Origin of the sequence: Shouchella tritolerans (assembly GCF_025770735.1) — a bacterium.
GTDB classification, from domain to species: domain Bacteria; phylum Bacillota; class Bacilli; order Bacillales; family Bacillaceae_D; genus Shouchella; species Shouchella tritolerans.
Genome location: NZ_JAODPB010000001.1, coordinates 472,438 through 496,249, shown reverse-complemented (window position 1 = coordinate 496,249; position 23,812 = coordinate 472,438). Strand labels below are relative to the sequence as shown.

Here is a 23,812-nt window from a genome sequence, read left to right as displayed (position 1 = left end):
AAGAGTATGATGTTCAGCAAACGGACAAGATTACTGCACAGTTTTTCTTAGTTAGAAGAGAGGAACCAATAATGAAAAAGTTAACCAGTACCATTTTAAAAACAATTATATTTTTTATGAGTTGGGCCATTTTAATATCATTTACGCCTGATATACATACAAACAGTCAGGCGTATTTACGATTATGGTGGGAGTTTACACCACTTGTGGTAGTGGTTTTATTGTCAGTGGTCTTCGTTTTTATTGTAGAAAAGTGTAAAATTACGATTCCTGTAGCTTCAAGATTCTTTAAAAGTTCTTTAATAGGTATTGTTTTAGGTATTTTGTGGCTAGGGAGTGTAGTAACTGTCTTCTTACTTACAAAAACTATGAATATACAGGGTCAAAACAGTATTGATTACATATGGATTTGGATTTTGGCATCACTGTTGAATGTTGCCATGCAGGAATTGTTGGTAAGAGGGTATTTATATCAATTATGGAAACATAAATATAATGTTATTGTGGCAACCATTTTAACAACAATTTTATTCACCGTGATGCATGGGGGCGCATTTGAAGCAGGTATTATCCCAGTGATTAATGTTATTTCGATGAGCATATTTGTAACGTTACTTTTAGAGTATACAGGAACAATAGTGGCACCAATAATTATCCATTTCATTTGGAATACAGTTGGGGCAATTATATTGGGTGGTGTTTCTCTGGCAGGTGATTATCCAAATCTTCTAATCAATACTTTTCAAGGAAGTTTGTTGATATCAGGTGGTACATATAAATTTGAAGGCAGTATTATTGTTTCAATAGCTAATTTAATTCTAATTACAAGCCTGCTCGTGTTGACTAAAAGAAAAAGAAATTATAATTTAAGCGGTCTCTGAAGTAGGCCGCGATAGTTGAAAAAGATATTTCGATTTCAATTACACTCAGAAGTGAAACATTCTGAGTGTTTTTTGTGGAAAATGATATTTTACCAGATTACTGTGCTAAATTCATACATCCATTCGTATTACTAAACTGTCTCTTGCCAAATGTCTTACGAATCAACACAGATTAGGGATATTTTCATTTAAGACATTAATACGCCAAAGAATTTCATACAATTTACAAGAGGGGAATTTTTTATGATTAAAGTATATACAAAAATGGAATGACAATCTCAGACATTGCAAGAGAATTATCCATTGATAGGGAAAAGGCCAGTACGTCCATTTTCCGGAAACAAACAATTGATTCTACTTTCTATCAAGGGGTTTTAATTTATAGAAAATAGCGACTCATATTCAGATGGATGAACCATCACTCAAAGCCATGTATAATAGGCAGAGAATATAGGTGGTGATTGTTTGAGTATCCCCATAAACGCACCTCAGAAACGTTTATCGAAGGATGCAATCAAGGTTTGGCTCATCAGTGACGCGATTGGAAATATCATCGTTCTCATCATCTTGGGCATCTTTTTTTACCTTGATGATCGTTTTTCATGGAAAGAATGGGTTGGATGGCTATTAATCGGCGCGACCGTGTTAACGATCATCGGCTGGATTTGGTCAGTGATTCGCCCCTTCTTGCTTTACAAACATTGGCGCTATGATGTCGATGAAGCATATTTACAACTAAAATCAGGGGCACTAAAAGAAACCCATGAACTTGTCCCGATGACAAAAATTCAATCGGTTGCAACCGAGCAAGGCCCGATTCTTAGAAAATATGGCCTCTGTTCCGTCTCCGTGGAAACGATGGGATCGTCTCACACCATTCCTGCCTTGCCAAAAGAAGTGGCAGTTGAGTTGCGAAATCAAATTGCCCAATATGCAAGAATTAAGGAAGTGGAGTAATGACAAAGGCAAAGCGTTATTCTCCATATACGATGCTTTTTCACTTGATCAACCTTGTACGGAATGCCTTTTTCTTTGTCATTTATTTATACGTCGTCATGGCCGGTTCCGAATCTGCCTTCATCAAATATGGGAGAATGGCTTTCTTGATCATAGTTGGATTGACCCTTTTCTCGATTATCTATAAATGGGTTACCCATAAATACAAATTGGATGATCACTCATTCCATCTTTACAAAGGCCTTTTCAGTAAAACGGAACAAACCATTCCTTTTTCAAAAATCGAAAACATCAACCGTCACACATCGTTCCTCCATCGTGTCTTTAAAAGGACTTCGATTCATTTTGAAATCGCGATGACAGGTGAAAATGCCAATATAAAATTTGAAGTTCTTTCCAAAGCAGAAGCTGAACAGATGGAAGCACACGTCAAAAGGGCAACTCACGAGGAACTAGAGGATTGGAATCAGCAATCACATGATCCAAATGACGAGGAAGAGCATCCCGGGGATCTCGATCAAGAGCGAACGATTCATTTTCAACCGACAAAAAGAGACATTTTAAAAGCATCTGTAACCTCTTTAAGTTTTTTGGTGCTCATTCCGATAATTGGTTCATTTTATTTTAAAATCAATGATCTTTTCCATGTGGAAGACACGGCAGAAGGACTGATCAACAAACTAGCAAATTCCTGGTGGATTGTAGCCGTCATCGTCATCGTGCTTATTGTCGCCTCCACGATCTTTGGACTCATTCGAACGTATCTGAAGTATGGAAAATACGAAATCGCTTCAGATGCCAATCATATTTACATTAAAAGAGGCGTTATCGACGAAACCGCCTTTTCCATTTCCAAAGACAAGGTACAAGCCATTGAAATGGAACAGTCCATGATAAAAAGACTCCTCGGACTCGCAGAAGTTAAACTAACAAGTGCCGGTGGGCTACGTTCTGGAGAAGATGCACTCGAAAAAAATACGCTCTATCCGTTTCTCCCAGTAAACAAAGCCTATGAGATGATATCGGACATGTTACCGTCCTATACGATTACAACAGAAATGACTCGTCTTCCAACAAAATCCTTGTGGGTCCGCATATTGCGCCCAAGTTGGTTCTGGTTCCTTGCCACCGGTGCTTTATTTTACTTTAAACCTGCCATTTTCAATATAGAGCCGTCCTGGATAATCGTATCAGCAACCCTTTTGGTTTATCTATTGATCGCAAGGTTGTTCGACTTTTTCCATACCCGCTATGCCATCAACGACCAATTTATCCAGTTGAAAAAAGGCGCATTCACGACCTCTTTATTTGTCTCAAAACGAGAAAAAGTCATTAAAGCAAAGATCACTCGAAACATCATTCAAAAAAGGTTGGGCCTCGCCTCGATTGAGATAACCAATCGAGGAAACCCTGTGCGCCATTCAGGAATGGATGACGTGCCAATCGAACTCGCCCATTCCTTTTTACAATGGTACAGAGGACGGGAAGATGACATTAACGTTGAAAAGCAACCATACAGCGGGGAAACTTGTTCATAGCGGTAAACTTACCTGCCAACAACAAGTGATGCTTAAAACACTGCTGAAGAATAACAGTATAGGCAAGATCGCCTTGCCTCTAAATCTAACAAAAAAACGCACCATATCTACTTGGTGCGTTTTTTTGTTGGCCGGAGATGCGTTTTCGCCATGCGGGTTGACCCTCTATCAGGCTTTTAGCATTACTCCCTATGTATCGCGTCTTCATTTTTGCTATTCGTTTTGTTCCGCTTCTTTAATGACTTCGGCGGGGATTTCAATGTCCTCGATCTCATTAATATTGTCAAAACGGTATTCTACTGTAAGAACGTTCTCTGCCTTTCCCCCCGCCTGATCTTCATAAAAAAATTTGATCGTATATTCCCGTACCGTGTAATCAGTTTCATCAATTGCCAAAAACACTTCTGGACTTCCAGTCTCCACAAAAGTTGTACCTTTCACAGTTTCGGAAGAAGTTGGCTTATAGATATCATAAATTGTTTCATCGGCTTCATAGTAGCTAAAATCATAAGTCTCATCCGTCTTTTCAACGTTTACGCCTTCCAGGTTCTCTATCCTGTCCAACAACCTAATCGCCACTTCATGTTCTGTCATCTCATATTCATAATTCGCTGAGTTACTCGTTTTTTTCCAGCCTTCACCATCGGAATTTACATAGATGTCCTCCCCTTTCTCGTAAATTTCCTCTGTATTCAAAGTGATCTCTGTGTCTCCATTTCCCTGTTTTTCTTCTAAATGAGCATGTGTACGTTGGGGTTCGGAAGTCTCGAAAGCCGAAAACAAATAATACGTGTATTCCATTCTCCCATCTTCCCAGGTAATATCATTAAAAACTCCTCCCTCGATTTCATAAGAGTTTACCAATTCGGCTTGCTCGATCGCTTGGGCAATAATTGCTTCTTCCCTCGTCTTATCCTCATCTTCTGTACTCATACTGCACGCTGCCGTGAAACACAACAGCCCCAAAATTACATAGACAAAGGCGTTCCGTCTGCCTCTCCTCATCTGGATCGTCCTTTCTGCCTTCCCCCTGTTTCTCCAGTTCACAAACGAATACTACCCTTACCTTTAGCTTTAATATGCGAAAGGTTAATAGGTACTGAAAGTGTATTAATCCGTTTTAGGGCGAGAGTAAGGGGCATCAAATAACCCCTTCTACACAAGCTTTCCCTTCCTGCCCCGCCTACTCATTTGCCTCCGCTTCTTCAATCACTTCATCGGGGATTTTTATGTCTTCAATTTCGTTGATATCATCAAACCGATATTCGATTGTAACCACTCTTTCTGATGAGCTTCCTGTTCTAGCATCATAAAAAAATTTTGTCGTAAACTCTCGAACCGAATAGTCTTCTTTGTCAACTTTAATAAATGCTTCCGGAACTCCAGTTTCCACAAAGGCATCACTCTCCATTATAGAAGTCGCTGGGTCATAGAATTCGTAGAGAACTTCAGCCATTTCAGGAAAGCTAACTTCAAAAGCCTCCTCCGTTTCTTCAATAATTATCTCTTCCGTATTCTTTATTTCCTTTAATAGTTGAATCATTGCTTCAAAACCTGTCTCGTTATAATTATTATAGCCTTCAGATTTTATCCATCCTTCTTGATTAAAGTTTACATAGACTGCATCTTCATCTTCATAGATTTCGTCTGTAAACACAGTAGTTTCTGTTTCTCCGTTGCCTTCTACCTCAGTCATTTGGTAATACCCACGTTGAGGATTAGAAAATGAAAGTCCTGAAAGCATAGAATGAGTGTAACTTATGTCTCCATCTCCCCAGGCAATATCATCACGCACCTCAAACTCTAGTGCATAAGAGTTCACCATTTCAGCTCTCTTAATTACTTGTGCAATAACCGTTTCTACTTTTGATAAATCTTCATCTTCAGCGCTCATACTGCACGCTGCCATAAAAATCGGCAACCCCCAAAATACATAGACAAAGGCGTTCTGTCCGCCTCTCCTCATCTGGATCGTCCTTTCTGCCTGCCTCCTGTTTCTCCAGTTTACAAACGAATACTGCCCTTAACTTTAGCTTTAATACGCCAAAAGTTAATAGGTACTGAATATGTATTAATCCGTTTTAAGGCGAGAGTAAGGGGCATTAATTAACCCCTTCTACAAAAGCTTTTCCTTTCTGCCCCGCCTACTCATTTGCCTCCGCTTCTTCAATCACTTCATCGGGGATCTCAAAGTCCTCAACTTCGTTAATCTTATCAAAGCGCAACTCCAGCGTGGCTGTACCTTCCGAGTCACTTCCTGCCTCATCTTCATAAAAGAACGTTGTTGTAAATTCCCGGACAGTATAATCGGCTTTATCAATTACAAGAAACACTTCTGGACTGCCAGTCTCTACAAAGACGGTCCCCTTTTTCGAAGCCTCAGAAGGCGGCTCATAGATGTCATAAAGAGTTTCATTTGGTTCAGAATAGCGAATTTCATACTCAGCTTCCGTTTCTTCTACCATCAGTTCGTCCACGTTTTCCAGTTGTTCTAAAAACATAATGGGTGCTTCATATTCAGTATAATCATATTCAATGTCCTTGGGGTCTTCTGATTTCTTCCATCCCTTATCATCGAGGTTTATATACCTCTCTTTTGCGTTCTGGTACAGTTCTGATGTAAACACGGTCGTTTCAAATTCTCCAATACCGTATTCTTGTACGACTTGACTGTGGGTTCGCTCAGGAATTTTATTACTCGACAACAATAGATAGTTATACTCCGAACTCCCATCTTCCCATAGAAAATCTTCTAATATCCCTCCTTCTATCGCATACGACTCCACTGATTCGGCTTGCTCGATCGTTTTCGCAATAATCGCTTCTTTTCTTGTTAAATTCTCCTCTTTCGCGTCCGTGTTACACGCTGCCATAAAAATCAACAGTCCAACAAACACATAGACAAACGCGTGCCGTCCGCCTCTCCTCACCTGGATCGTCCTTTCTGCCTTCCTCTTGTTTCTCCAGTTTACAAGCGAATACTGCCCTTACCTTTAGCTTTAATATGCGAAAGGTTAATAGGTACTGAATGTGTATTAATCCGTTTTAAGGCGAGAATAAGGGGCATTAATTAACCCCTTCTACACAAGCTTTCCCTTCCTGCCCCGCCTACTCATTTTGGAGCGTCTACACTTATCTGGACAGAAAAATTAAGGTCACGTACACTTGACCTAAAACAGGTGAGGAGCTCCGACTATGACAAAGCGAGAACGCCGCACATTCACGCCTGAGTTTAAAAAGCAAATGGTGCAGCTGTACCAGAATGGAAAAACGAAACGAGCGATTATTGATGAATATGATCTGACTCCGTCATCTCTTGACCGATGGATCAACCAGGACGAAACCTCTGGTTCTTTCAAAGAGAAAGACAATCGTTCTCCTGAACAGCAGGAGCTTTTGGAACTTCGCAAGGAACTAAAGCAACTTAGAATGGAGAATGATATTTTAAAGCAAGCCGCGCTGATCATGGGACGAAAGTAAATGTCATTAAACGAAACACAGACAAATACTCGGTATCAGCAATGTGCAGCGTCCTGCAAATCTCCCGTAGTACGTACTACTATAAGGCCAAAGAGCGTCAGTCAGAAGACGATGTAACAGGCGCTGTCATAGAGATTTTTGAACAAAACCGAAGTGCCTACGGCACGCGTAAAATCAAAAATCAAGGTCGAACTGCACAAGCGTGGATTTACGGTTTCTAGGAGACGTATTGGCCGTATCATGAAGGAACAAGGGCTTGTTTCTTCCTATACAGCGGCACAGTTCAAGCCGCAGAAAACTTCCTGTAATGAGTCAGCTCACAAATGAATTGAAATGCGAGTTTCATCAGACAAAAGCGAAAAAAGTAGTCGTCAGTGATTTAACATACGTCAAAGTCAAAAACAAATGGCATTACGTATGTATCTTTGTCGACCTCTTTAATCGCGAAATCATCGGCTTCAGCACAGGACCCAACAAAGATGCAGGCCTTGTCACACGGGCTTTTTCTTCTATTCAAGGTGATCTGCGGGATATCCAGCTGTTCCATACCGACCGTGGCAGCGAGTTTAAAAACCAGCTCATTGACGAAACGTTAGCAGCCTTCCAGATTGGCCGCTCCTTAAGCATGAAAGGCTGTCCATATGATAATGCCGTGGCGGAAGCCACATTTAAAATCATCAAAACAGAGTTTATCAGCCAGATGAAGTTTGATAGTTTAGAGCATCTTACGCTTGAATTCAGTGATTATGTTCACTGGTTTAATAAGCTGCGAATTCATGGAACACTAGGCTACGTAAGCCCAATTGAATATAAACGATCATCCCTTAAAAAAGCCGTCTGATTTAGTGTTGACAATCCAAGGTCAACCGGAAGGACCCCGGCGCTTCTCCATCAACATAGCCTGAGGTCGCGCTATCCAAGTTCTCCTCCAATTAGATCGTCTCCAGTAAAGATAACGCACCCTACCAAAATGAAAAGTAGTGTACACATCGTCAGCATTCCAAATATTAGCCCTCTTTTTAACTTAGAAAAACAGCAGAATCACTCGCTATCCTGGCGCTCCATGTAGCAATGATGGGGATTCTGAATCGATGTCCATTGATCCTCTAAACTAAATTCATTGTTGCTATGTTTTTCAATAAAATACTCGCCCATTAAATACCAATACGTTTCGACTTCCTCATCTCCCTTTTCTTCACGCCTCTCCCTTAGTTCCGGGTCAAAGAATTTAATTTCCATTTGCTCCATTCCTTCTCTCAACTCATATTCAAAGTTCCGCTTTTCCCCAACGACATAAACGAGTTCTTCATCAAGGAATTGCAGCCCTGTATTCAATTGACCACAATTTGGAGTTCCACTCGTCTCCCCATCAATATAACCGGAGGTAGCTACCCACGTTCCACCAATAAGATCATCTTCAGTAATATTTCCACAGGCTGATACCACCATAAGCAAAAGAAGGCAGCAAATAAACGTCCTCATACAACAGTCTCCCTTTGTCGTTTTTAAGACTCCAAATATAATGATCTTCTCTTTCCTAAACTTCAAAATTTGCAAAGACAGCACAGTTAATGCTTTAATGCTCAACTGAACTGACCTTTAAAACTTTAAAACCTTATCCTTCAATGATATATTCGTAATCCTCCTCCTTAATACCCCCTGTTCTATTAATCTCTAACAAAGCCTTATACACTTCATCCCATTCATTATTTTTAACCGCCTCAACAGGGTACTCAATCATTTCTATTTCACCCGCCTTCTCTTCCCACCTCTTTAATATCCCTTCTGTATGTTGGGTAGGATGAAGTTGGATTTCAGGCTCAGGTTGAGCGCGCACTTCCATACGTTGTGACTCCGTTACCTCCATTTTCAACAGTTTAGCTGCTTCCATTGTTTTTTCTCCATTAATTTGACGTTCTTGCTCGCTCTTTTCCGCGTTGTGCTCAGGCACCATCATCACAATATTTCCCGCTTTAATGATAAACCCAGGTATTTTTATAGCAGTGACCGCTGCATCTACCGCTTTTCCCACGGTTGCATCTACCACTTTTCCAATAACAAAATTCGCGGTGAAATTTTGAAGGTCTTCCTCACGCTCTTCCCTATGAATTCTGCCAAACTCGAAACCAGCACTTTGTCCCCTATAATGAGTTACTTCTGATGCCGATTGGACGATTCCTGGCTCTAATAAATGGTGACCTTCCTTAATATACGCTTCCTTTGTCATTCCGTGCTGCTTTAACGTTCCCTCATCTACATCAGGTGACACTTTTCTCTCTATCCATTGAGCGTGGGGGATTGCTGCACTTGAACCCATAAGATCAAAAGCCAAACGGGAATGTATCGACACAGACGCATTTCCTTCTTGTTTCACTTCCAATTTACTTACAAATGCGCGCAATGGACTTCCTTCTAAATCAAGATGGTTGTGATCCTTTCTTATATGCGCAATTGAAGCTTGATGGTTTCTTAACGTACTTGTATACGCCTGAATCATTGCCTGCTCTTCGGGGTCGTTAGATAGCGCTGGATTGACTGCTGGCGCATAGATATAAAACTCCATTATCATGATTTCTTTTGCTAATGCACCATCTGAGATAAGTACTTCATAATTCAGACGTTCTTGCAATCCTGCTGTGTCTTCTTTTACTAGACTCGATACTCCCTGAATGACTTCACGATGAAGATAATGATAAAGCAGTGCATGTTCCACATCTGTTAATCCTTCCCCATCTACCCCCACTAGCATTTTATCTAGTAGATCATTCATATGGTCTACACCCAACAGGGAAAGAACGGCTTCGCCCTCCTGGAAATAGGCGGAAATATCGCTGAGTGTTGTTGGAGAAAGCATCGCCTCTTTCGTCGTCCACCCTTCGACTTTGCGTACCAAGGCTTCGAGATGTTCTAGCGTTGCTTTGGAATTTTCGAGCACGGTTTGATTGTTTTGGTCGGTTTCCTCTAAGTGGTCTTCTGCGTCTTTAAGCTGATCCCTCGCTTCTCTCGCTTTGTCTGTTAGGGCTGATGACTCCCAGCGGCCTGTGTGGATCAGATCACTCACCGATTCGTATGCGCTGTTAATGATGTTCGCCGAATCTCTCGTATAGTTGATGACCCGGTTCAAATCCATCTTCACTTCATTCAGAAACTCTGTCCGGACAAGGGTATTGGCATCGCCGTCATAGGAAAGCAAGTTGTCTTTCACCGTCTCAAGCTGGCTAATATGCGTTTCGATAAACTGTTGGAAGAATAATAGTACAGGCAAGTGCAGCGTTGTGAAGTAGTCTTTGATTGCTGCGCCTCCCTCTCCTTGGAGGGTTTCTAAGTGACAGATGGCTTCTACTTTAGATTGAAGCGTTTGCAATTGGTCCCGGTGATCTCGTTTTTGTTCAATCGAACGTTCGATTTCTGTGATCAGTTCATTCGTATCGAGAATCATTTCCGGCCTCCTTCCCTCTTAAAACGATTTGTATGTGAACGGTTTTGATTCTTTCCATCCATTTCTTAATATCCAAAAGGATGAAATTTCAGTGAATGAATGAGTATGATCCTTCAACTTTTAGACAATGAGTCCATCTAGGTGTTAGGAGCCCATACTTTGCGAAAGGGCTTCATCCGCTTCCCCTAATGTTTGGATATTATCCCATGCTGTTTCTGCCCCTTTTCCCAAAGCAGCGATATAACTAATGATCAGTTCATGATACATTTCTTCGACTTCTTTGAATTGCTCAACCGTACGTAGTTCACTTGTTGAGATAGAAGGAAGTTCGAGGTCGGCGGGAAATTCATTTGCGCCATTTTTCAATTGCGAGAACTTCTCTTCTACATCACTTTTTTCGAATAAAATTTCAGCCACGGGCTTTTTCCCTCTCTTCTCTTATGAGTAATTCATTCAACATCATCGTGTTTTGCATCGTCTCAATGCTTGATTGTAGCTGTGCTTTCTTCGCCTTCATATCTTCTAGCAGTTGCTCTATGTGACTTTCAGCGTCATCGAATTTCGCCTTGATGTCCTCCCTTAACCCTTCGTGCTCCTCTTTGCGGTTTCCCCGCCACTCATCGCCATCGAGAGCCTTGCGTGTCAAGGTTTCACGGTTGTCTTGGACATTCGGCTTCTCTCCGGATATCGTCGTTCTCGCCGTTTCCAAACGTTCTATATTTCCTTGTGCCTCCCCCACACGGGCTCTTAATTCATAGTTCCGGCTCTTTAGGCGTACAATCCGTTCATTCACCGTTATTTTCTCTCCTTTCTTTCCTTCGCTCCTTTCGTCGAAGGCTCTGCATCTTCATAGTGAAACGACAACAGACACGGCAGTAAAGTAGATTTAGCATGCTCTTTTCATCGTTTGCGCCCCACATCCCAGACGCTACTACCTCAGCCAATTTCCTTTAACCAACTTGATAACATTTGGCTAACAATCTCATATTCTATTAAATGGCAATTGCTTCATACCCCTCTATTTTAAATAAGAGTATGGATATAAAACAACCCCCTTTTTGTCATGAATTGGATTTTCAATAACTCTACGTTTACTTATCATTTCGTTTAATCGTTTTCGAATCGTGTTTGTGTCTACTCTATTGTGGACAAGCCTCCTCTCCCCTCATAATTAGGCAGGATCATTATGCGCTAGGCATTACATTTTCTACAAAGAAAAAAAGCCTCCGATCGAAGGCTTTTCTATTTTTCTAAATTCCTTAATTTACTCTATACAGCTCTCGAATTCTGCCAAAACTTTCGATTTGTCGCCGTACACCTTTTCCAGGTGGTCTTCTCCCCAATAGCATAAATGGTCTAGCGCTGGTTTTAGTCCCCAGCCGTAGGGCGTTAACTCATATTCGACTTTAGGTGGGACCTCATTGTAAACTTTTCGGGTAACGATCTCATCCTTTTCCAAGCCTCTAAGCTGGGTAGTCAGCATTTTTTGGGTAATGCCAGGGATTAACCGGCGAAGCTCGGAGGTCCGTTTCCGCCCTGTCATCAGGTGGTAAATAATTAACGGCTTCCATTTCCCCCCCATTACTTCTAAAGCCACTTCCACGCCAACGTGATACTTCTTTTGACCGCTATTTTCCGTCTGTTCAGCCATCTCTTCCCCCTCCGTTAAAAGGCAAAGTTTGCTTGGAACAACCACTCATTTTTATGCCAAAAGTCTATTTCCATGAAATGCACCTAGGGTACTTTAATGTTCCTATAGCACTTTAAAGTACGTACTTCCAGATCGTTTTCTTACTGTTTATAATAGCATCAGCCAGTATTGATGGCTATATATGAGCTGTTGAGAAAGGTCGTGACGATATAAGCATGAACGTGTTAACGGTTGTTTCACATCCAAGAAAAGATTCCTTGACCTTTAAAGTCGCTGAACGTTTCGCACAAGGGCTAGCCGACGCCGGTCATGAGTATGAGCTGTTGGATTTACATGAAAGTGGTTTTGACCCTGTTTTAAAAGGGATAGATGAACCTGATTGGACCGTGGCGGAGCAGCCTTTCTCTCCTGAAGTGGAAGCGGAAATAAAGCGGTTAAAGAAGCATAATGCGCTGGCATTTATTTTTCCGATTTGGTGGTGGCATTTGCCAGCGATGCTAAAGGGGTATATTGATCGCGTTTTTAACAATGGGTTTGCGTACGGTTCGAACCACCTTCACCATCAGCATGTGTTATGGCTTGGATTGGCCGGGGTTTCGAAAGAACAGATGAAAAAGCGCGATTATGATGAAAAGATGACGCATTTGCTCAATGTAGGCATTGCCGATTATTGCGGTATCTCCAACTCCAAAGTTGAATTCTTATATGAGACACTCGATTCAATGCCAGAACATTACGAAAGGCTGCTCGATCAAGCTTACCGCTTCGGTTTGAATTATGGCAAGGATAATTGAATGTGAACTCACTGGAGTTTACCTGAGACATGCCGAATATTGATTTAGTGAACAGTGTGTGCTGGAAGTACGGGTAGGGAAGGCTTATACAACGGATAATCAGTTTCAGAACCAGCTAAGAGCCATCATTGGCTCTTTTTAAATTGGATCATCCCCTATTCCCAAACAGCGTTTATTGCTTCCTATGACCACTTTAATTAAACGTTTGATTAAGAAAAGCTGGGGATGAATGATAAAAAGGTTGCCTTATATACGATACGGGGGTACAGTATAAAGAAGGAGGTTTAAACATGAGCCAAAACGAGCATGTCGGGATATTGCTATTCGATTATGTGGATGCGTTGGATTTCGCAGGTCCATATGAAGTTTTCAACCTTACCACGTATAACAGCGATGATGTGAAAAGAATGTTTACGAACAACTTGACGGAAAAACCTTTTACAGTGAGTACCGTTTCCCAAGACGGGAGGCAAATTACTGTACATAATGGATTAAAAGTAACGCCAGATTACTCGTTTTCAAATGCACCCGCATTTGACATTGTCATTGTTCCTGGAGGACCTCTAAAAGCCATGCAGCTTGTACAGAATAACGAAGAAATCATTCGTTGGATAAAAAGCGACGAGGAAAAGACGATGGCTTCTGTGTGCACAGGTGCCTTTTTCTTAGCACAAGCTGGCATCCTTAACGGAAAAAAAGCGACGACAAACCGAGCTGCGTTAAATTTGTTAGAAAAAAACTTTCCCGATGTTGAAGTCATAAGAGGTGTTAAATATGTCGATGAAGGAAATGTCATCACCTCAGCCGGAATTTCAGCGGGAATTCAAATGGCCTTGCACGTAGTTGGGAAAAGATTAGGCACAGAGACAGCTAGGCGAACTGCGCATACAATCGAACTTGACTAACACTTTCATAGAAGAAAGAAAAAAGCTAAATTCCCGGTCACCTTATCGAGAATTTAGCTTTTTTGCATAGCAAAGACGCTGTATTCTGGTACTTCCTCTCATGACGGTGTTAACCATTCTATAAGGGCTCTTAACATTGTTGCTTACACATATTCCTTCTAAATGTACTTTTAATTACTATATATACTTGAAAGAAATATATACGTTTGTTAAACTCGTTATATGGATAGAACAAGTTTAATTAAAGGGCATCTAGAAATGTGTGTATTATCTATTTTGTCAAAGGAAAAAAGTTATGGTTATGAAATTATGAAGGAGCTTGAAAAATACAATTTAAAACTGAAAGGAGTAGGAAGCATTTACCCTATTCTGACTAAGCTCAAGGATCAGGAATGGGTTGATACTTACCGTGAATTAACAGATAACGGGAAGGTTAGAGTTTATTATGAAATCAATGAAAAAGGGAGAAAGTATCTTCGGAAAAAAATCAATGAATGGTTGGAGTTACAACAGGACATAAAATCCCTACTGCAAAGTGGTTTGGAAGGAGATCTTTTATAATGAATATTAAATTGAATATGGAAGAAAAAAATTTTTTAAACGAAGTTATCAAAGAGTTAAAGCAATATCAAATAAGTGCAGAGGAAAGAAGGAATATAAAACAACAGCTTTTAGAGCATATTCAAGCATCTCGTGAACATGGCCAAGATAGTATAAGTCAACTGGGGAATACAACAACATTTATCAAAGATTTCCTAGAAATTAATGGAATAGATCTTCATTCTGAAATAAAACAGATACGAAAATCCAAAAGTAGAACAGGGATTTTATTTGTGGCAGGATTCTTTACTTTAATTCTTACCTATCTCAGCTCTCAGCTAATACTATCCATATTTTTAACTGAATCCTTTAACCCACAGAATACTACCCATTCCTTTGATTATAATATCTTTTATCATATTTCAGATAATTCATGGTGGAATTTCTTACTAATGACAATTAGCATTTCTACTGCTTGTTTAGGAACGGTGCTTGTTGCGAAACTTTTCGCACAAAAAATGAGAATTAGGTGAGTACCGTGAAAATAATAGCGACTATATCAAAAGGTATCTTAGTATGTTTGTTATTCATTTCGTTTATTATATTTCTGCCAATCTCACAAACCACGGCAAAACAAGACATTAAAAGTACTATAAACAGCTATGTCGAAACTTTTTTAGAAGAGCATCGGATTCCCGGGGCTTCTATTGCTATTGTTCATGAAAATGATATTTTTCACTCTAAAGCATGGGGTGTAACAGGAGAATCCAAGGAAAAAGTAACTACTAAAACTCCCTTTACTTTAGGATCAATTAGTAAATCATTAACAGGCTTAGCTATAATGAAATTAATTGAAGAAGGTACCGTCCTTTTAGATGATCCGGTTCAAAAGTATATTCCATGGTTTAATCTTAGAGATGAACAAGCAGCATCTCAAATAACAATTAAACAGTTACTTACACACACAAGTGGGATAAGTACTTATTCTGGCTTATCTATATCAGATAGAGAGTCTAAAAGTTTTGGTGCTATAAAAAAGAATGTAGAACGTTTGTCAAACGATAAGCTAACTGCTTTACCTGGAGAAAAGCATCAGTATAGTAATGCTAATTTCTAAATTCTTGGTGCTCTTATTGAAGAAGTTACAAATCAAACATATTCTGAGTACATGGAGAAGCAAGTTTTTTTACCTTTAGGAATGAAATATGCAGCTGCTGATTATAACATGGCAGATAAAAAAGGATATGTAGCTGGTTATCAGTCATGGCTAGGACTCCCTCGAAAAAGTGCAGTAAAATATGATAACGGAGGCGCACCATATGGATACATAACTGCTAGCGCAACAGACATGGCTCAGTACATTATTTTACTTAGTCAACCTGAGAGTAACCATTTTTTGAGCGAAAGTACTATGAACCTTTATGTATCGCCTTACGTTCAAACTGGTGAACATCGATATTATGGCCTTGGTGTAAGAATCACTAATCCAAATTCTAAAGAAGAAATAATATGGCATTCAGGCTCAACTCCTGATTCACATGCAGAAGTATTCTTTATACCAAAAACGAGTTGGGGCGGTGTGATTCTAACAAATAAAAATCACATCTTAGAAGAAGACGCACTTATATACCTGAAACAAGGGATTATCAATATTTTAAATGGGGAAGAGCCTATTGATATACCTAAATACAACCCTACCATTCAAATAACCATAATAGGCATAGTCTGTTTACTTTTTGTAATGTTCTTTTACCTCTTAATAAAGGCTAAATCGGGAATAATACGTAAAAGAAGCGTGTGGCGCTTCTCCGGTATAATTCTATTAATTTTATCTATTGCTGTAATTCCATTACTAATCTATAGTGTCGGATCTCCCTGGAATGCAGTAAAAGTATTTGCTGCCGATATTGCATTCCTTACTAAACTAATGGTTACCTTCTTGGCATTAAACGGCTTACTATCAATGTATATTTCATTTAAACCTTCAGAGGAAGGCTATTAGTAATAACTGAAGAGACTATTCCTTAAATTTAGCGTATTATCAAAATGTTGTTGGTGCCCCAAAAATAGTAGCATACGACATGCCCTAGCTACAGTGAAAAACCGCCTATATAGCCTAGATAGGCATACAGGCGGTTTCAGTTTTAAATCAGCTCTTTCTCCGTTTTTACAACCGGACGTCCCACAGAATAATAATTCAATCCAGCTTCTTTCATCGTTTCGATGTTAAAGCAATTGCGGCCATCAAACACAACCGGTTCTTTTAAATTCGCTTTAAAATCTTCAGGCGTGAGGGCACAAATCTCATCCCACTCTGTTACCACAAAAGCTGTATCTGCGCCTTGAATAGCAGCAAACGCACTGTCTGCGTAGTCGACAGCAGCAGGAAGCACGTTTCTGGCATTCTCCATGGCGATTGGGTCATAAGCAACAACACGGGCGCCTGCGAGAATAAGTTCTTGCGCTAGAATAATAGAGGCCGCTTCACGCATATCATCTGTATTCGGCTTAAACGCCAGTCCTAACATCGCAATCGTTTTGCCGCGCAGCGAACCAAAGTGTTCTCGCGCTTTTTCAACAAGAAGGCGTTGTTGCTTATAGTTAACTTCAATGACTGCCTTTAAGAGTGTAAACTCATGCTCCACATTGCCGGCAATTTGCACAAGCGCGCTCGTATCCTTCGGAAAACAGGAACCGCCATAGCCAATCCCGGCATTTAAAAATTTATCGCCAATCCGCTTGTCTTGGCCCATACCTTTGGCAACATCATCTACATTCGCATTCAATTTCTCACATAAATTAGCAATCTCGTTGACAAAACTGATCTTTGTAGCTAGAAACGCATTCGACGCATACTTTATCATCTCAGCGCTGCGAATGTCCGTCCGAAAGACAGGAATGCCAAACGGCTTGTTGATTTCCTCAATCAAATCACCCGCGACCACACTGTCAGCACCGATGACAATGCGGTCACCTTGGAACGTATCATGTACCGCTGAACCCTCACGCAAAAACTCAGGGTTCGAGACAACATCAAACGGTACATCCGTATGCTTTTCAATGTAAGATTTAATATAATCATTGGTTCCAACTGGTACCGTGCTTTTCGTGACAACCACCGCATAACGGGTAAGATGCTCAGCAATATGGCCTGCGACTGCCTCAATAAAGCGAAGATCAGCCGTACCATCTTCCTTCTGGGGAGTGCCCACCGCTATGTAAATCGCATCAGCCCCTGCAAATGCCTGTTGATGCTTAGTCGTAAAGGACAAGCGACCTGCTTTAATGTTTTTCGTCATTAGCTCCGATAAACCTGGTTCATAAATCGGAGAAACACCGCTTTGCATCAATTCAACTTTTTGTTCATCAATGTCTACGCACGTAACCGAGTGGCCAATATCCGACAAGGCAACGCCGGTTACGAGGCCAACGTAGCCGGTGCCGACGACAGCGATGTTTTTAAAAGACATACGATACCCTTCCTTCAATTACTTTACTTGTAGTTTAACAAACTCACAGTGTGCTTCAATTTCTTCCCACGATTCAAATAGACGGATCTTATCATCTTCCACAAGGTTTCTTCCAGTTTGAACCTCTATGAACTCTAGAGCAGTGAGTGCCTTAACACCGTGTTTCGCCCGTGCAGGGACACGTAATACATCTCCCGCTTTAATTGGTATTATCTTATCATCAAGCACAAACTCGCCTTCCCCTTTTATAACGGTCCATACTTCACTACGTGTCTCATGATATTGATAGCTTAAATTTTTTCCTGGCAGCACAGAAATCCGTTTGGTTAACATTTCCTGGCCATCCTCGTAACTCGCATGGTCGATTACGTGGTACCAACCCCAACGGCGCTCTTCAAACATAGGACGTTGGTCAAATCCCTTCAGTAGTTCTTTAATCCGTGGGCTTGCCGACTTTTCGGTTACTAAAATTCCATCTGGACTTGCAGCAATGACCAAATCTCTAACGCCAAGAGCTGCTACTGGAATATCAAGCTCATTGACAATGTGCGTGTTTTCAGAATCAGGACTAATCATGCCCTTACCTAGCAAATTAGTTGCCATCTCATCTGTCAATGTGTTCCAAGTTCCAAGATCCTTCCAATACCCTTGGTATGGAAGTGCCACGATATGCTCTAGCTTTTCTACCACTTCATAATCAAAACTGATTTTCGGCAGTTCGCTATAACGATTCAACAGCTCGTTATATTGGATTGGAAGTCCCTTCTCAAGAAGGATGTCAATAAGCGTTCCTAATTTAAATGCAAAAACGCCAGCATTCCATAAAGCATTTTTAGAAAGCAATTCTTTTGCTTCCTCCTCAGTCGGCTTCTCTTGGAAATGGCTGACGTTTACATAATCGTTCTGTTTTGATAAGTTAGGGATAATATAACCATATTTAGATGATGGATATGTTGGCTCGATCCCAATCAGGCCTAATTGAGCATCGGACTTCTCTAACAAGGTTTCTAATTCACTTACTTTTTCGAAGAAGGCATTCTCAACATAAGGATCAACAGGCAAAACAGCAACTACTTCCTCTAAAGAAACAGCTTGTACCGAGTAAAGATAAGTGGCTGCTAATGCGATTGCAGGAAAGGTATCACGACGTTCTGGTTCAACAATTAAAGGCACATTTTGTCCAAGTTGATTGGTAATCATGTCAACTTGAGAGTAACTTGTAGCAATAATAGTTGATTCGCTAAGTCCTACATTATTTAGTTGCGCCCATACCCTTTCCACCATAGATGATTTTTTCTCGTTATTGCTATTTAAAACCCGCAAAAATTGCTTTGATCTCGAATCATTCGACAGTGGCCAAAGACGCTTTCCTGAACCGCCAGATAATAGGACTAATTTCAAGATCTTGCCTCCTTACATCTCTTCAAGTTTTTGATTTACAAAATCGCTAAACTTCTGTCTGAATATTTCTGGTGAGAAGTTCAAAGCATGTTCTCGTATCTTTTCATAGTTGTAATTTTCTTCCTCAAATTCCTCTACAGCCTTCTTAATTGAAGGAACATCTTGTTTATAAAAATATTTTCCCGTTTTAAATTCGCCTTCATTTTTAACTGTTTCCAACGAACCGCCTTTCCCATACGCAATAACGGGTGTACCGCATGCCTGTGCTTCAACCGGAGTTATTCCAAAATCTTCTTCGGCTGCAAAAACAAAAGCTTTTGCTCTTTGCATATAACTCACTAATTTATCAAAAGGTTGATAGCCCAGAAGTTTAATATTATCCGTTGCTTTCTGTTCAATTTTTTTGTAATCAGGCCCATCGCCAATTACAATTAATGTTTTTTCAGGTGTCTGAGCAAAAGCCTCGACAATTAAATCCATTTTTTTATAAGGAACCATACGAGAAGCTGTTAAATAGTAATCCTCTTTTTCTGTACACAGAGAAAAAGAGGAGACATCCACTGGAGGATAAATCGTCTCTGATTCTCTTCCATATACCTTCTTAATTCTCTTCCCAATAAAATTTGAATTTGAAATAAAGTAATTTACCCCATGAGCAGTACGGTAATCCCAAATCCTCATATAGTGCATAATCATTTTTGCAATTAGTCCTTTAAGACCTTTTTCTAAATTGGCTTCTTTAAAATATTGATGTTGCAAGTCCCATGCATAACGAATCGGGGAATGGACGTAAGATATGTGTAATTGATCAGGTCCAGTTATTACTCCCTTAGCCACAGCATGAGAGCTAGTTATTACTAAATCATAGGAAGATACATTTAACTGTTCTATAGCAAAAGGCATTAAAGGCAAGTACTGCCTGTACTTTTTCTTTGCGAAAGGAAGTTTTTGAATAAATGTTGTTTCTACATCCTTATTCATAATAAATGACCGTTGATTTGATTCAAGGAAGTCAACAGTACTAAAAAGGTCAGCATCAGGATAAATTTTTATCAATTCTTCTAATACCTTTTCTGCGCCTGCGTAAGTAACCAGCCAATCATGTATGATGCAAACCTTCATTAAGAATATATCTCCTTCAACACTTCTAAAATATTTTCCGCTGCCCGCTCCCATGAATAACTCTCTGATCTTAGACTACCTTTTCTACTTAACTCAGATCGTAATTGGTTATCTTCATTTAATAATTTTATAGTTCGAGCAATGTCCTTTGGATCATATGGGTTACAGTAGACAGCGGCATCCTTGCAAACTTCTGGAAGAGATGCAGCATTAGATACTATAACAGGACACCCCAATGACATTGCCTCTAAAGGGGGAAGCCCAAACCCTTCATAGAGTGAAGGATATATGAATCCTTTTGCCTCTAGGTAAAGAGCTTTTAATTCTGAATCAGATATATAGCCAACCCTTTTAACGTTGCCAGGAAAAACTATGTCTTCTTCATTAAAAACTTTTGAATTAGAACCTCCTGCGATAACAACAGTTACATTCTCGTCTAGTAATTTTAACGCATTTACTATACCCTTAAAGTTCTTGGTAGGGTTTAGACTACTAACCGCTAAAAAATATTCTTTGGGATTCAGGCTATGTTTATCAAAAACGCTATAGTCTTCTTTTACTTTCAAGATATGTTCTTTTCCCTCTTGGGTAACCGTGATTTTTTCCCGAGGAAAAATTTTATACCTTACTATCTCGTCCATAGAAAAATCTGAAACAGTTAATACCTTTTTGAACCTGCCTTTAAAGATGTTATAATTTATTTTATACCAGTATTTAAATAAAATTGATTGATTGTTGTGTCTTGTGTAAACTGCCACATCATGTATAGTGATTATTTGACTCCTTTTAACTAAAGGGGAAAGATTACACAAATTTATTAATCCGCATCCTCTAGAAAAATAGGGGAGTTCGAACTGTTCCCATAAATGCCCCTTAAGCTTACCTACTTTCCTTTGTTTTATATGTCGGAAGGTAATAGTAGTGTTTGGGAGCTGATTAGGCATTAAGATAATCAACTCAATATCTTTTAAATAGGCTGGGTTTTTGTCGATTACTTTATCAATTCCCTTTAGGATCTCAATCGCATATCTTTGAACACCTGTTATAGTTTGAGTAAGGAACCTACCATTTATGTATATAACCTTACCGCTCATATGAAGCCTCTTTTCTTTTTTTTCTTGTAAAGAACAGATAGCCAATTAAGCCAAATAGCAAAATGGGAAAAGTCCTGCTTTCACTCAAATAAACTAATCTAAAAAATTCCAAAATCGAAATGTATACTATTGGATAAAGATATAAACCTACGCCGTTCTTAAAATAAAATGAACGGTATAATGACCCAGCCAATAATCCAAATAGTAATACATAAACCATTCCCCCAAATATACCTAACTCCTGAGCAATTATAAAAAGACCTGAGGGGTTATTGTATTCTTCATTAGCATATCGTTTAAGAAATTCAGAAATTATTGGATTCGCATCAAACGTTTCTACAAATTTATCACCGATTATCGGTAATTTGTAAAGCCAGTTCAGTAGAAACCATAAGTTCCCTTCCAAACCGCTAAAATTTTCAATTATCCCTGCTCCATTGTTAAGGGAAGTGGAATAATAATTCATTACTCTTTCAAGAACAAACTCTATTATATTATTGTTGTACTGATTCCTGTAGTAATTCCAAGATCTAAAATATTCCGTTGCCCCAAAGAACACTAGTAATAACACTACACCAATATATGGAGCGTATTTAATCATTCTTATTAGTATTTTAGTTTTCAACCTTAAATTAGCAACGACTATTAAAATTGTAGGAATTAAGATCTCTATAAACGCTAGCCTCTCGGACCAGGCCACAACTCTAAATAAAGTGAGAAAGATTATAATAAAGAAATAGAAAAAATATCTTTTTTTTAGTTTATAATCCTCATCAAAATAACAATTTAAGAATATTATTGAGTACAAAATACCTAATTGTGATAAGGTGGTGACACCTGGAACCGTTGAGACAAAGTTTCTAACTCCATCAGTCCCTCCCTGTCCCATTAGTATATTTATTATTATCTCCGGTTGAAACAAAAGCTCTCCAAACCAAACTACATAGGCTGTAACGGTCAACAAAGCTAATAAATCCAAGAAACTTGATTTTATATGTAGCGTTGTAATTTCATATTTTTTTTTAGTTAAACTAATCCTTGTACCTAGAAATGCAAAAAACAAAAATATGCATAGATACAACAAACCCAATAAAAAGTATTCTAAAGAAAAATAATTTTTCGTGCCAGCTATCAAATTATTATTTGTTACTAAAAATATAAAGCAGTAAATAGGTAAAAGAAAAAACGCTACAATACCGTATGGTGAACTCCACCACTTTGAATTATTGGTCATAGTTTAAAACTCCAAAGTTCATAAATTCGTTAGGAACTCAAGCAAACGAATAATTTTTATGTGCCCAAGAATGTTCCTTTATTGAATCGAGATCCTCCCTCTTTATTAAAGAAGCGAAATTATATAGGTTAATTGTCTACAGATCAGAAATAAAACTCATTAACTTTCTTGTATTGTTTTCCCAGGAAACCTCTCCGAAGCTATTCTTAATAGTATCTTTATCTGTTTTTTTATTCAAGAGTTCCGGTATCAATTCTAGAATTTCTTCCGACTCTTCATAGAAGTAAACATGCTTTAATTGGCGCTTTTTCAAATCGTCCACAGCTTTGCATACTATTGGTAGCCCCGAAGCTAAATATTCATAAAGTTTCATTGGGCTCCTTCCTTTGTTTGAGGGGTGGTCACTCAGGGGCAATATAGCGATATCAGCATGTTGTAAATATGATGGAATTTTTTCATATTGGATAGGGCCCATTATATAGACATTGCTTAACTCTGATAGGCATTCTACTTCTTTACTTTCTACCAGCGGCCCTATTAAAACTATATTTATTGACTTTAAATTTGAAGCAATCCAATATATAGTCTGAAAGTCAAATCTCCTGTCAAGGGCACCTACGTATACCATAATAGGGGATTCCATGCCCACATAATAATTTGGTTTCTTAGTTTTTGATTTAAACAAATTTAAATCAGCAGCATTTTCTAATGTTAAAAGGGGAAGTTCCCCATCTAAAGATTTTAAGTAGCTACTAACTGTGGGCGATGTTCCTATCATTGCGTCACTTTTTTCTAAAAGATCGATTTCAGCCTTTACTATATTTGGATCACTCAACATTTCACTATATATATCGGTCGCCCTATAGATAATTTTTTTAGACGGTATTATATTTTCTAGCCCTATCATAGTAGGTTGGTCTATTAATAAATAATCTATGACTTGATTATCAAATACACTTTTTATTGATTTTTTTACTATTTTCTCAGTTGGTTTGGTAAGTAAATTTATTTTCGTTTTCTTATATATTTCCCCAGATATCTTCCAGGGTAATCCATAAGAAGATGGTATGAGTTGATAACAGTTATCCGTTATTTTTTCCAGGGAATCTTTTTTTGAGCGTTTTAAGCTTGTAATCTCATCTTTCTTAAACAAATGTAATAATGTTAAAGGTGTACTTATATGCAAAACCTTATGACCCTGTCTTGCCAATTCTTTAGCCAAATGATGAGAGCCTACTACAAATGGTCCCCCTATAAAAGTATGACTTAAGAAGACAATATTTTTTTTCACAATCGGCTACCTCTC

At 39.1% G+C, this 23,812-nt stretch carries 21 protein-coding genes and 2 pseudogenes; 9 read left to right on the top strand and 14 right to left on the bottom strand.

Annotated features, from left to right (window positions below; translation table 11 throughout):
* The first annotated feature begins 71 nt into the window (after positions 1 to 71).
* The 3 genes from N6H06_RS02380 (at position 72) to N6H06_RS02370 (ending at position 3,376) form a co-directional block, all read left to right on the top strand.
* Positions 72 to 881: a CPBP family intramembrane glutamic endopeptidase gene (locus N6H06_RS02380; protein ID WP_263705529.1), complete on the top strand. Its 810-nt coding sequence runs from the start codon at positions 72 to 74 to the stop codon at positions 879 to 881.
* 465 nt (positions 882 to 1,346) lie between these two features.
* On the top strand, positions 1,347 to 1,838 hold the full coding sequence (locus N6H06_RS02375; protein ID WP_062745335.1) for a PH domain-containing protein: 492 nt from the start codon (positions 1,347 to 1,349) through the stop codon (positions 1,836 to 1,838).
* The gene (locus tag N6H06_RS02370; protein WP_212954473.1) at positions 1,838 to 3,376 is read left to right on the top strand and encodes a PH domain-containing protein; all 1,539 of its coding nucleotides are present in this window, start codon (positions 1,838 to 1,840) and stop codon (positions 3,374 to 3,376) included. Before N6H06_RS02375 ends, N6H06_RS02370 begins: the two co-directional genes overlap by 1 nt.
* 213 nt (positions 3,377 to 3,589) lie before the next feature.
* Here N6H06_RS02370 and N6H06_RS02365 read toward each other — a convergent pair whose 3' ends face one another.
* From N6H06_RS02365 to N6H06_RS02355, 3 genes are all read right to left on the bottom strand, one after another.
* On the bottom strand, positions 3,590 to 4,309 hold the full coding sequence (locus N6H06_RS02365; RefSeq protein ID WP_212954474.1) for a DUF6612 family protein: 720 nt from the start codon (positions 4,307 to 4,309) through the stop codon (positions 3,590 to 3,592).
* A 250-nt stretch (positions 4,310 to 4,559) separates the two neighbouring features.
* The gene (locus N6H06_RS02360; RefSeq protein ID WP_212954475.1) at positions 4,560 to 5,342 is read right to left on the bottom strand and encodes a DUF6612 family protein; all 783 of its coding nucleotides are present in this window, start codon (positions 5,340 to 5,342) and stop codon (positions 4,560 to 4,562) included.
* 178 nt (positions 5,343 to 5,520) lie between these two features.
* Complete coding sequence (locus N6H06_RS02355; RefSeq protein WP_212954476.1) at positions 5,521 to 6,306, bottom strand: DUF6612 family protein; 786 nt, start codon at positions 6,304 to 6,306, stop codon at positions 5,521 to 5,523.
* Positions 6,307 to 6,571: 265 nt separating this feature from the next.
* On the opposite strand from N6H06_RS02355, the pseudogene N6H06_RS02350 reads away from it, so the two are divergent.
* A pseudogene (locus N6H06_RS02350) lies at positions 6,572 to 7,697 on the top strand (IS3 family transposase).
* 200 nt (positions 7,698 to 7,897) lie between these two features.
* On the opposite strand, the gene N6H06_RS02345 reads toward N6H06_RS02350, so the two are convergent.
* The 5 genes from N6H06_RS02345 to N6H06_RS02325 form a co-directional block, all read right to left on the bottom strand.
* Positions 7,898 to 8,338 (bottom strand): hypothetical protein, encoded by a 441-nt coding sequence (locus tag N6H06_RS02345; protein ID WP_212954477.1) that lies wholly within the window; start codon positions 8,336 to 8,338, stop codon positions 7,898 to 7,900.
* Between the two features lie 133 nt (positions 8,339 to 8,471).
* Positions 8,472 to 10,295, bottom strand: a complete 1,824-nt coding sequence (locus tag N6H06_RS02340) for an LXG domain-containing protein (protein ID WP_212954478.1) — start codon at positions 10,293 to 10,295, stop codon at positions 8,472 to 8,474.
* A gap of 144 nt (positions 10,296 to 10,439) precedes the next feature.
* A complete protein-coding gene (locus N6H06_RS02335) occupies positions 10,440 to 10,712 on the bottom strand; it encodes a YwqI/YxiC family protein (protein WP_212954479.1) in 273 nt (90 codons plus the stop codon).
* Positions 10,705 to 11,088 carry a YwqH-like family protein gene (locus tag N6H06_RS02330; RefSeq protein WP_212954480.1) on the bottom strand — a complete coding sequence of 128 codons (384 nt, stop codon included), beginning with the start codon at positions 11,086 to 11,088 and terminating at the stop codon, positions 10,705 to 10,707. Before N6H06_RS02330 ends, N6H06_RS02335 begins: the two co-directional genes overlap by 8 nt.
* A gap of 471 nt (positions 11,089 to 11,559) precedes the next feature.
* Complete coding sequence (locus N6H06_RS02325; RefSeq protein WP_095304820.1) at positions 11,560 to 11,946, bottom strand: winged helix-turn-helix transcriptional regulator; 387 nt, start codon at positions 11,944 to 11,946, stop codon at positions 11,560 to 11,562.
* 215 nt (positions 11,947 to 12,161) lie between these two features.
* Here N6H06_RS02325 and N6H06_RS02320 point away from each other — a divergent pair, with 215 nt between their 5' ends.
* The 5 genes and pseudogenes from N6H06_RS02320 (at position 12,162) to N6H06_RS02300 (ending at position 16,187) form a co-directional block, all read left to right on the top strand.
* Positions 12,162 to 12,740 (top strand): NAD(P)H oxidoreductase, encoded by a 579-nt coding sequence (locus N6H06_RS02320; RefSeq protein ID WP_212954481.1) that lies wholly within the window; start codon positions 12,162 to 12,164, stop codon positions 12,738 to 12,740.
* A gap of 290 nt (positions 12,741 to 13,030) precedes the next feature.
* Positions 13,031 to 13,645: a DJ-1/PfpI family protein gene (locus N6H06_RS02315; protein ID WP_263705528.1), complete on the top strand. Its 615-nt coding sequence runs from the start codon at positions 13,031 to 13,033 to the stop codon at positions 13,643 to 13,645.
* Positions 13,646 to 13,867: 222 nt separating this feature from the next.
* A complete protein-coding gene (locus N6H06_RS02310; protein WP_062745315.1) occupies positions 13,868 to 14,206 on the top strand; it encodes a PadR family transcriptional regulator in 339 nt (112 codons plus the stop codon).
* The gene (locus tag N6H06_RS02305; RefSeq protein WP_263705527.1) at positions 14,206 to 14,718 is read left to right on the top strand and encodes a DUF1700 domain-containing protein; all 513 of its coding nucleotides are present in this window, start codon (positions 14,206 to 14,208) and stop codon (positions 14,716 to 14,718) included. Before N6H06_RS02310 ends, N6H06_RS02305 begins: the two co-directional genes overlap by 1 nt.
* 11 nt (positions 14,719 to 14,729) lie before the next feature.
* A pseudogene (locus N6H06_RS02300) lies at positions 14,730 to 16,187 on the top strand (serine hydrolase domain-containing protein).
* A 142-nt stretch (positions 16,188 to 16,329) separates the two neighbouring features.
* On the opposite strand, the gene N6H06_RS02295 reads toward N6H06_RS02300, so the two are convergent.
* The 6 genes from N6H06_RS02295 to N6H06_RS02270 all read right to left on the bottom strand — a co-directional run bounded on the left by N6H06_RS02295 (position 16,330) and on the right by N6H06_RS02270 (position 23,797).
* On the bottom strand, positions 16,330 to 17,655 hold the full coding sequence (locus N6H06_RS02295) for a UDP-glucose dehydrogenase family protein (RefSeq protein ID WP_212954484.1): 1,326 nt from the start codon (positions 17,653 to 17,655) through the stop codon (positions 16,330 to 16,332).
* An 18-nt stretch (positions 17,656 to 17,673) separates the two neighbouring features.
* Positions 17,674 to 19,056 carry a sugar phosphate nucleotidyltransferase gene (locus N6H06_RS02290; protein ID WP_212954485.1) on the bottom strand — a complete coding sequence of 461 codons (1,383 nt, stop codon included), beginning with the start codon at positions 19,054 to 19,056 and terminating at the stop codon, positions 17,674 to 17,676.
* 12 nt (positions 19,057 to 19,068) lie between these two features.
* On the bottom strand, positions 19,069 to 20,178 hold the full coding sequence (locus N6H06_RS02285; RefSeq protein ID WP_213028952.1) for a glycosyltransferase family 4 protein: 1,110 nt from the start codon (positions 20,176 to 20,178) through the stop codon (positions 19,069 to 19,071).
* A complete protein-coding gene (locus N6H06_RS02280) occupies positions 20,178 to 21,272 on the bottom strand; it encodes a glycosyltransferase family 4 protein (RefSeq protein ID WP_212954486.1) in 1,095 nt (364 codons plus the stop codon). The genes N6H06_RS02285 and N6H06_RS02280 overlap by 1 nt, the downstream gene beginning before the upstream one ends.
* Complete coding sequence (locus tag N6H06_RS02275; protein WP_212954487.1) at positions 21,262 to 22,506, bottom strand: O-antigen polymerase; 1,245 nt, start codon at positions 22,504 to 22,506, stop codon at positions 21,262 to 21,264. The genes N6H06_RS02280 and N6H06_RS02275 overlap by 11 nt, the downstream gene beginning before the upstream one ends.
* 136 nt (positions 22,507 to 22,642) lie before the next feature.
* Entirely contained in the window at positions 22,643 to 23,797 is a 1,155-nt protein-coding gene (locus tag N6H06_RS02270; protein WP_212954488.1) for a glycosyltransferase, read from the bottom strand.
* Positions 23,798 to 23,812 lie beyond the last annotated feature (15 nt).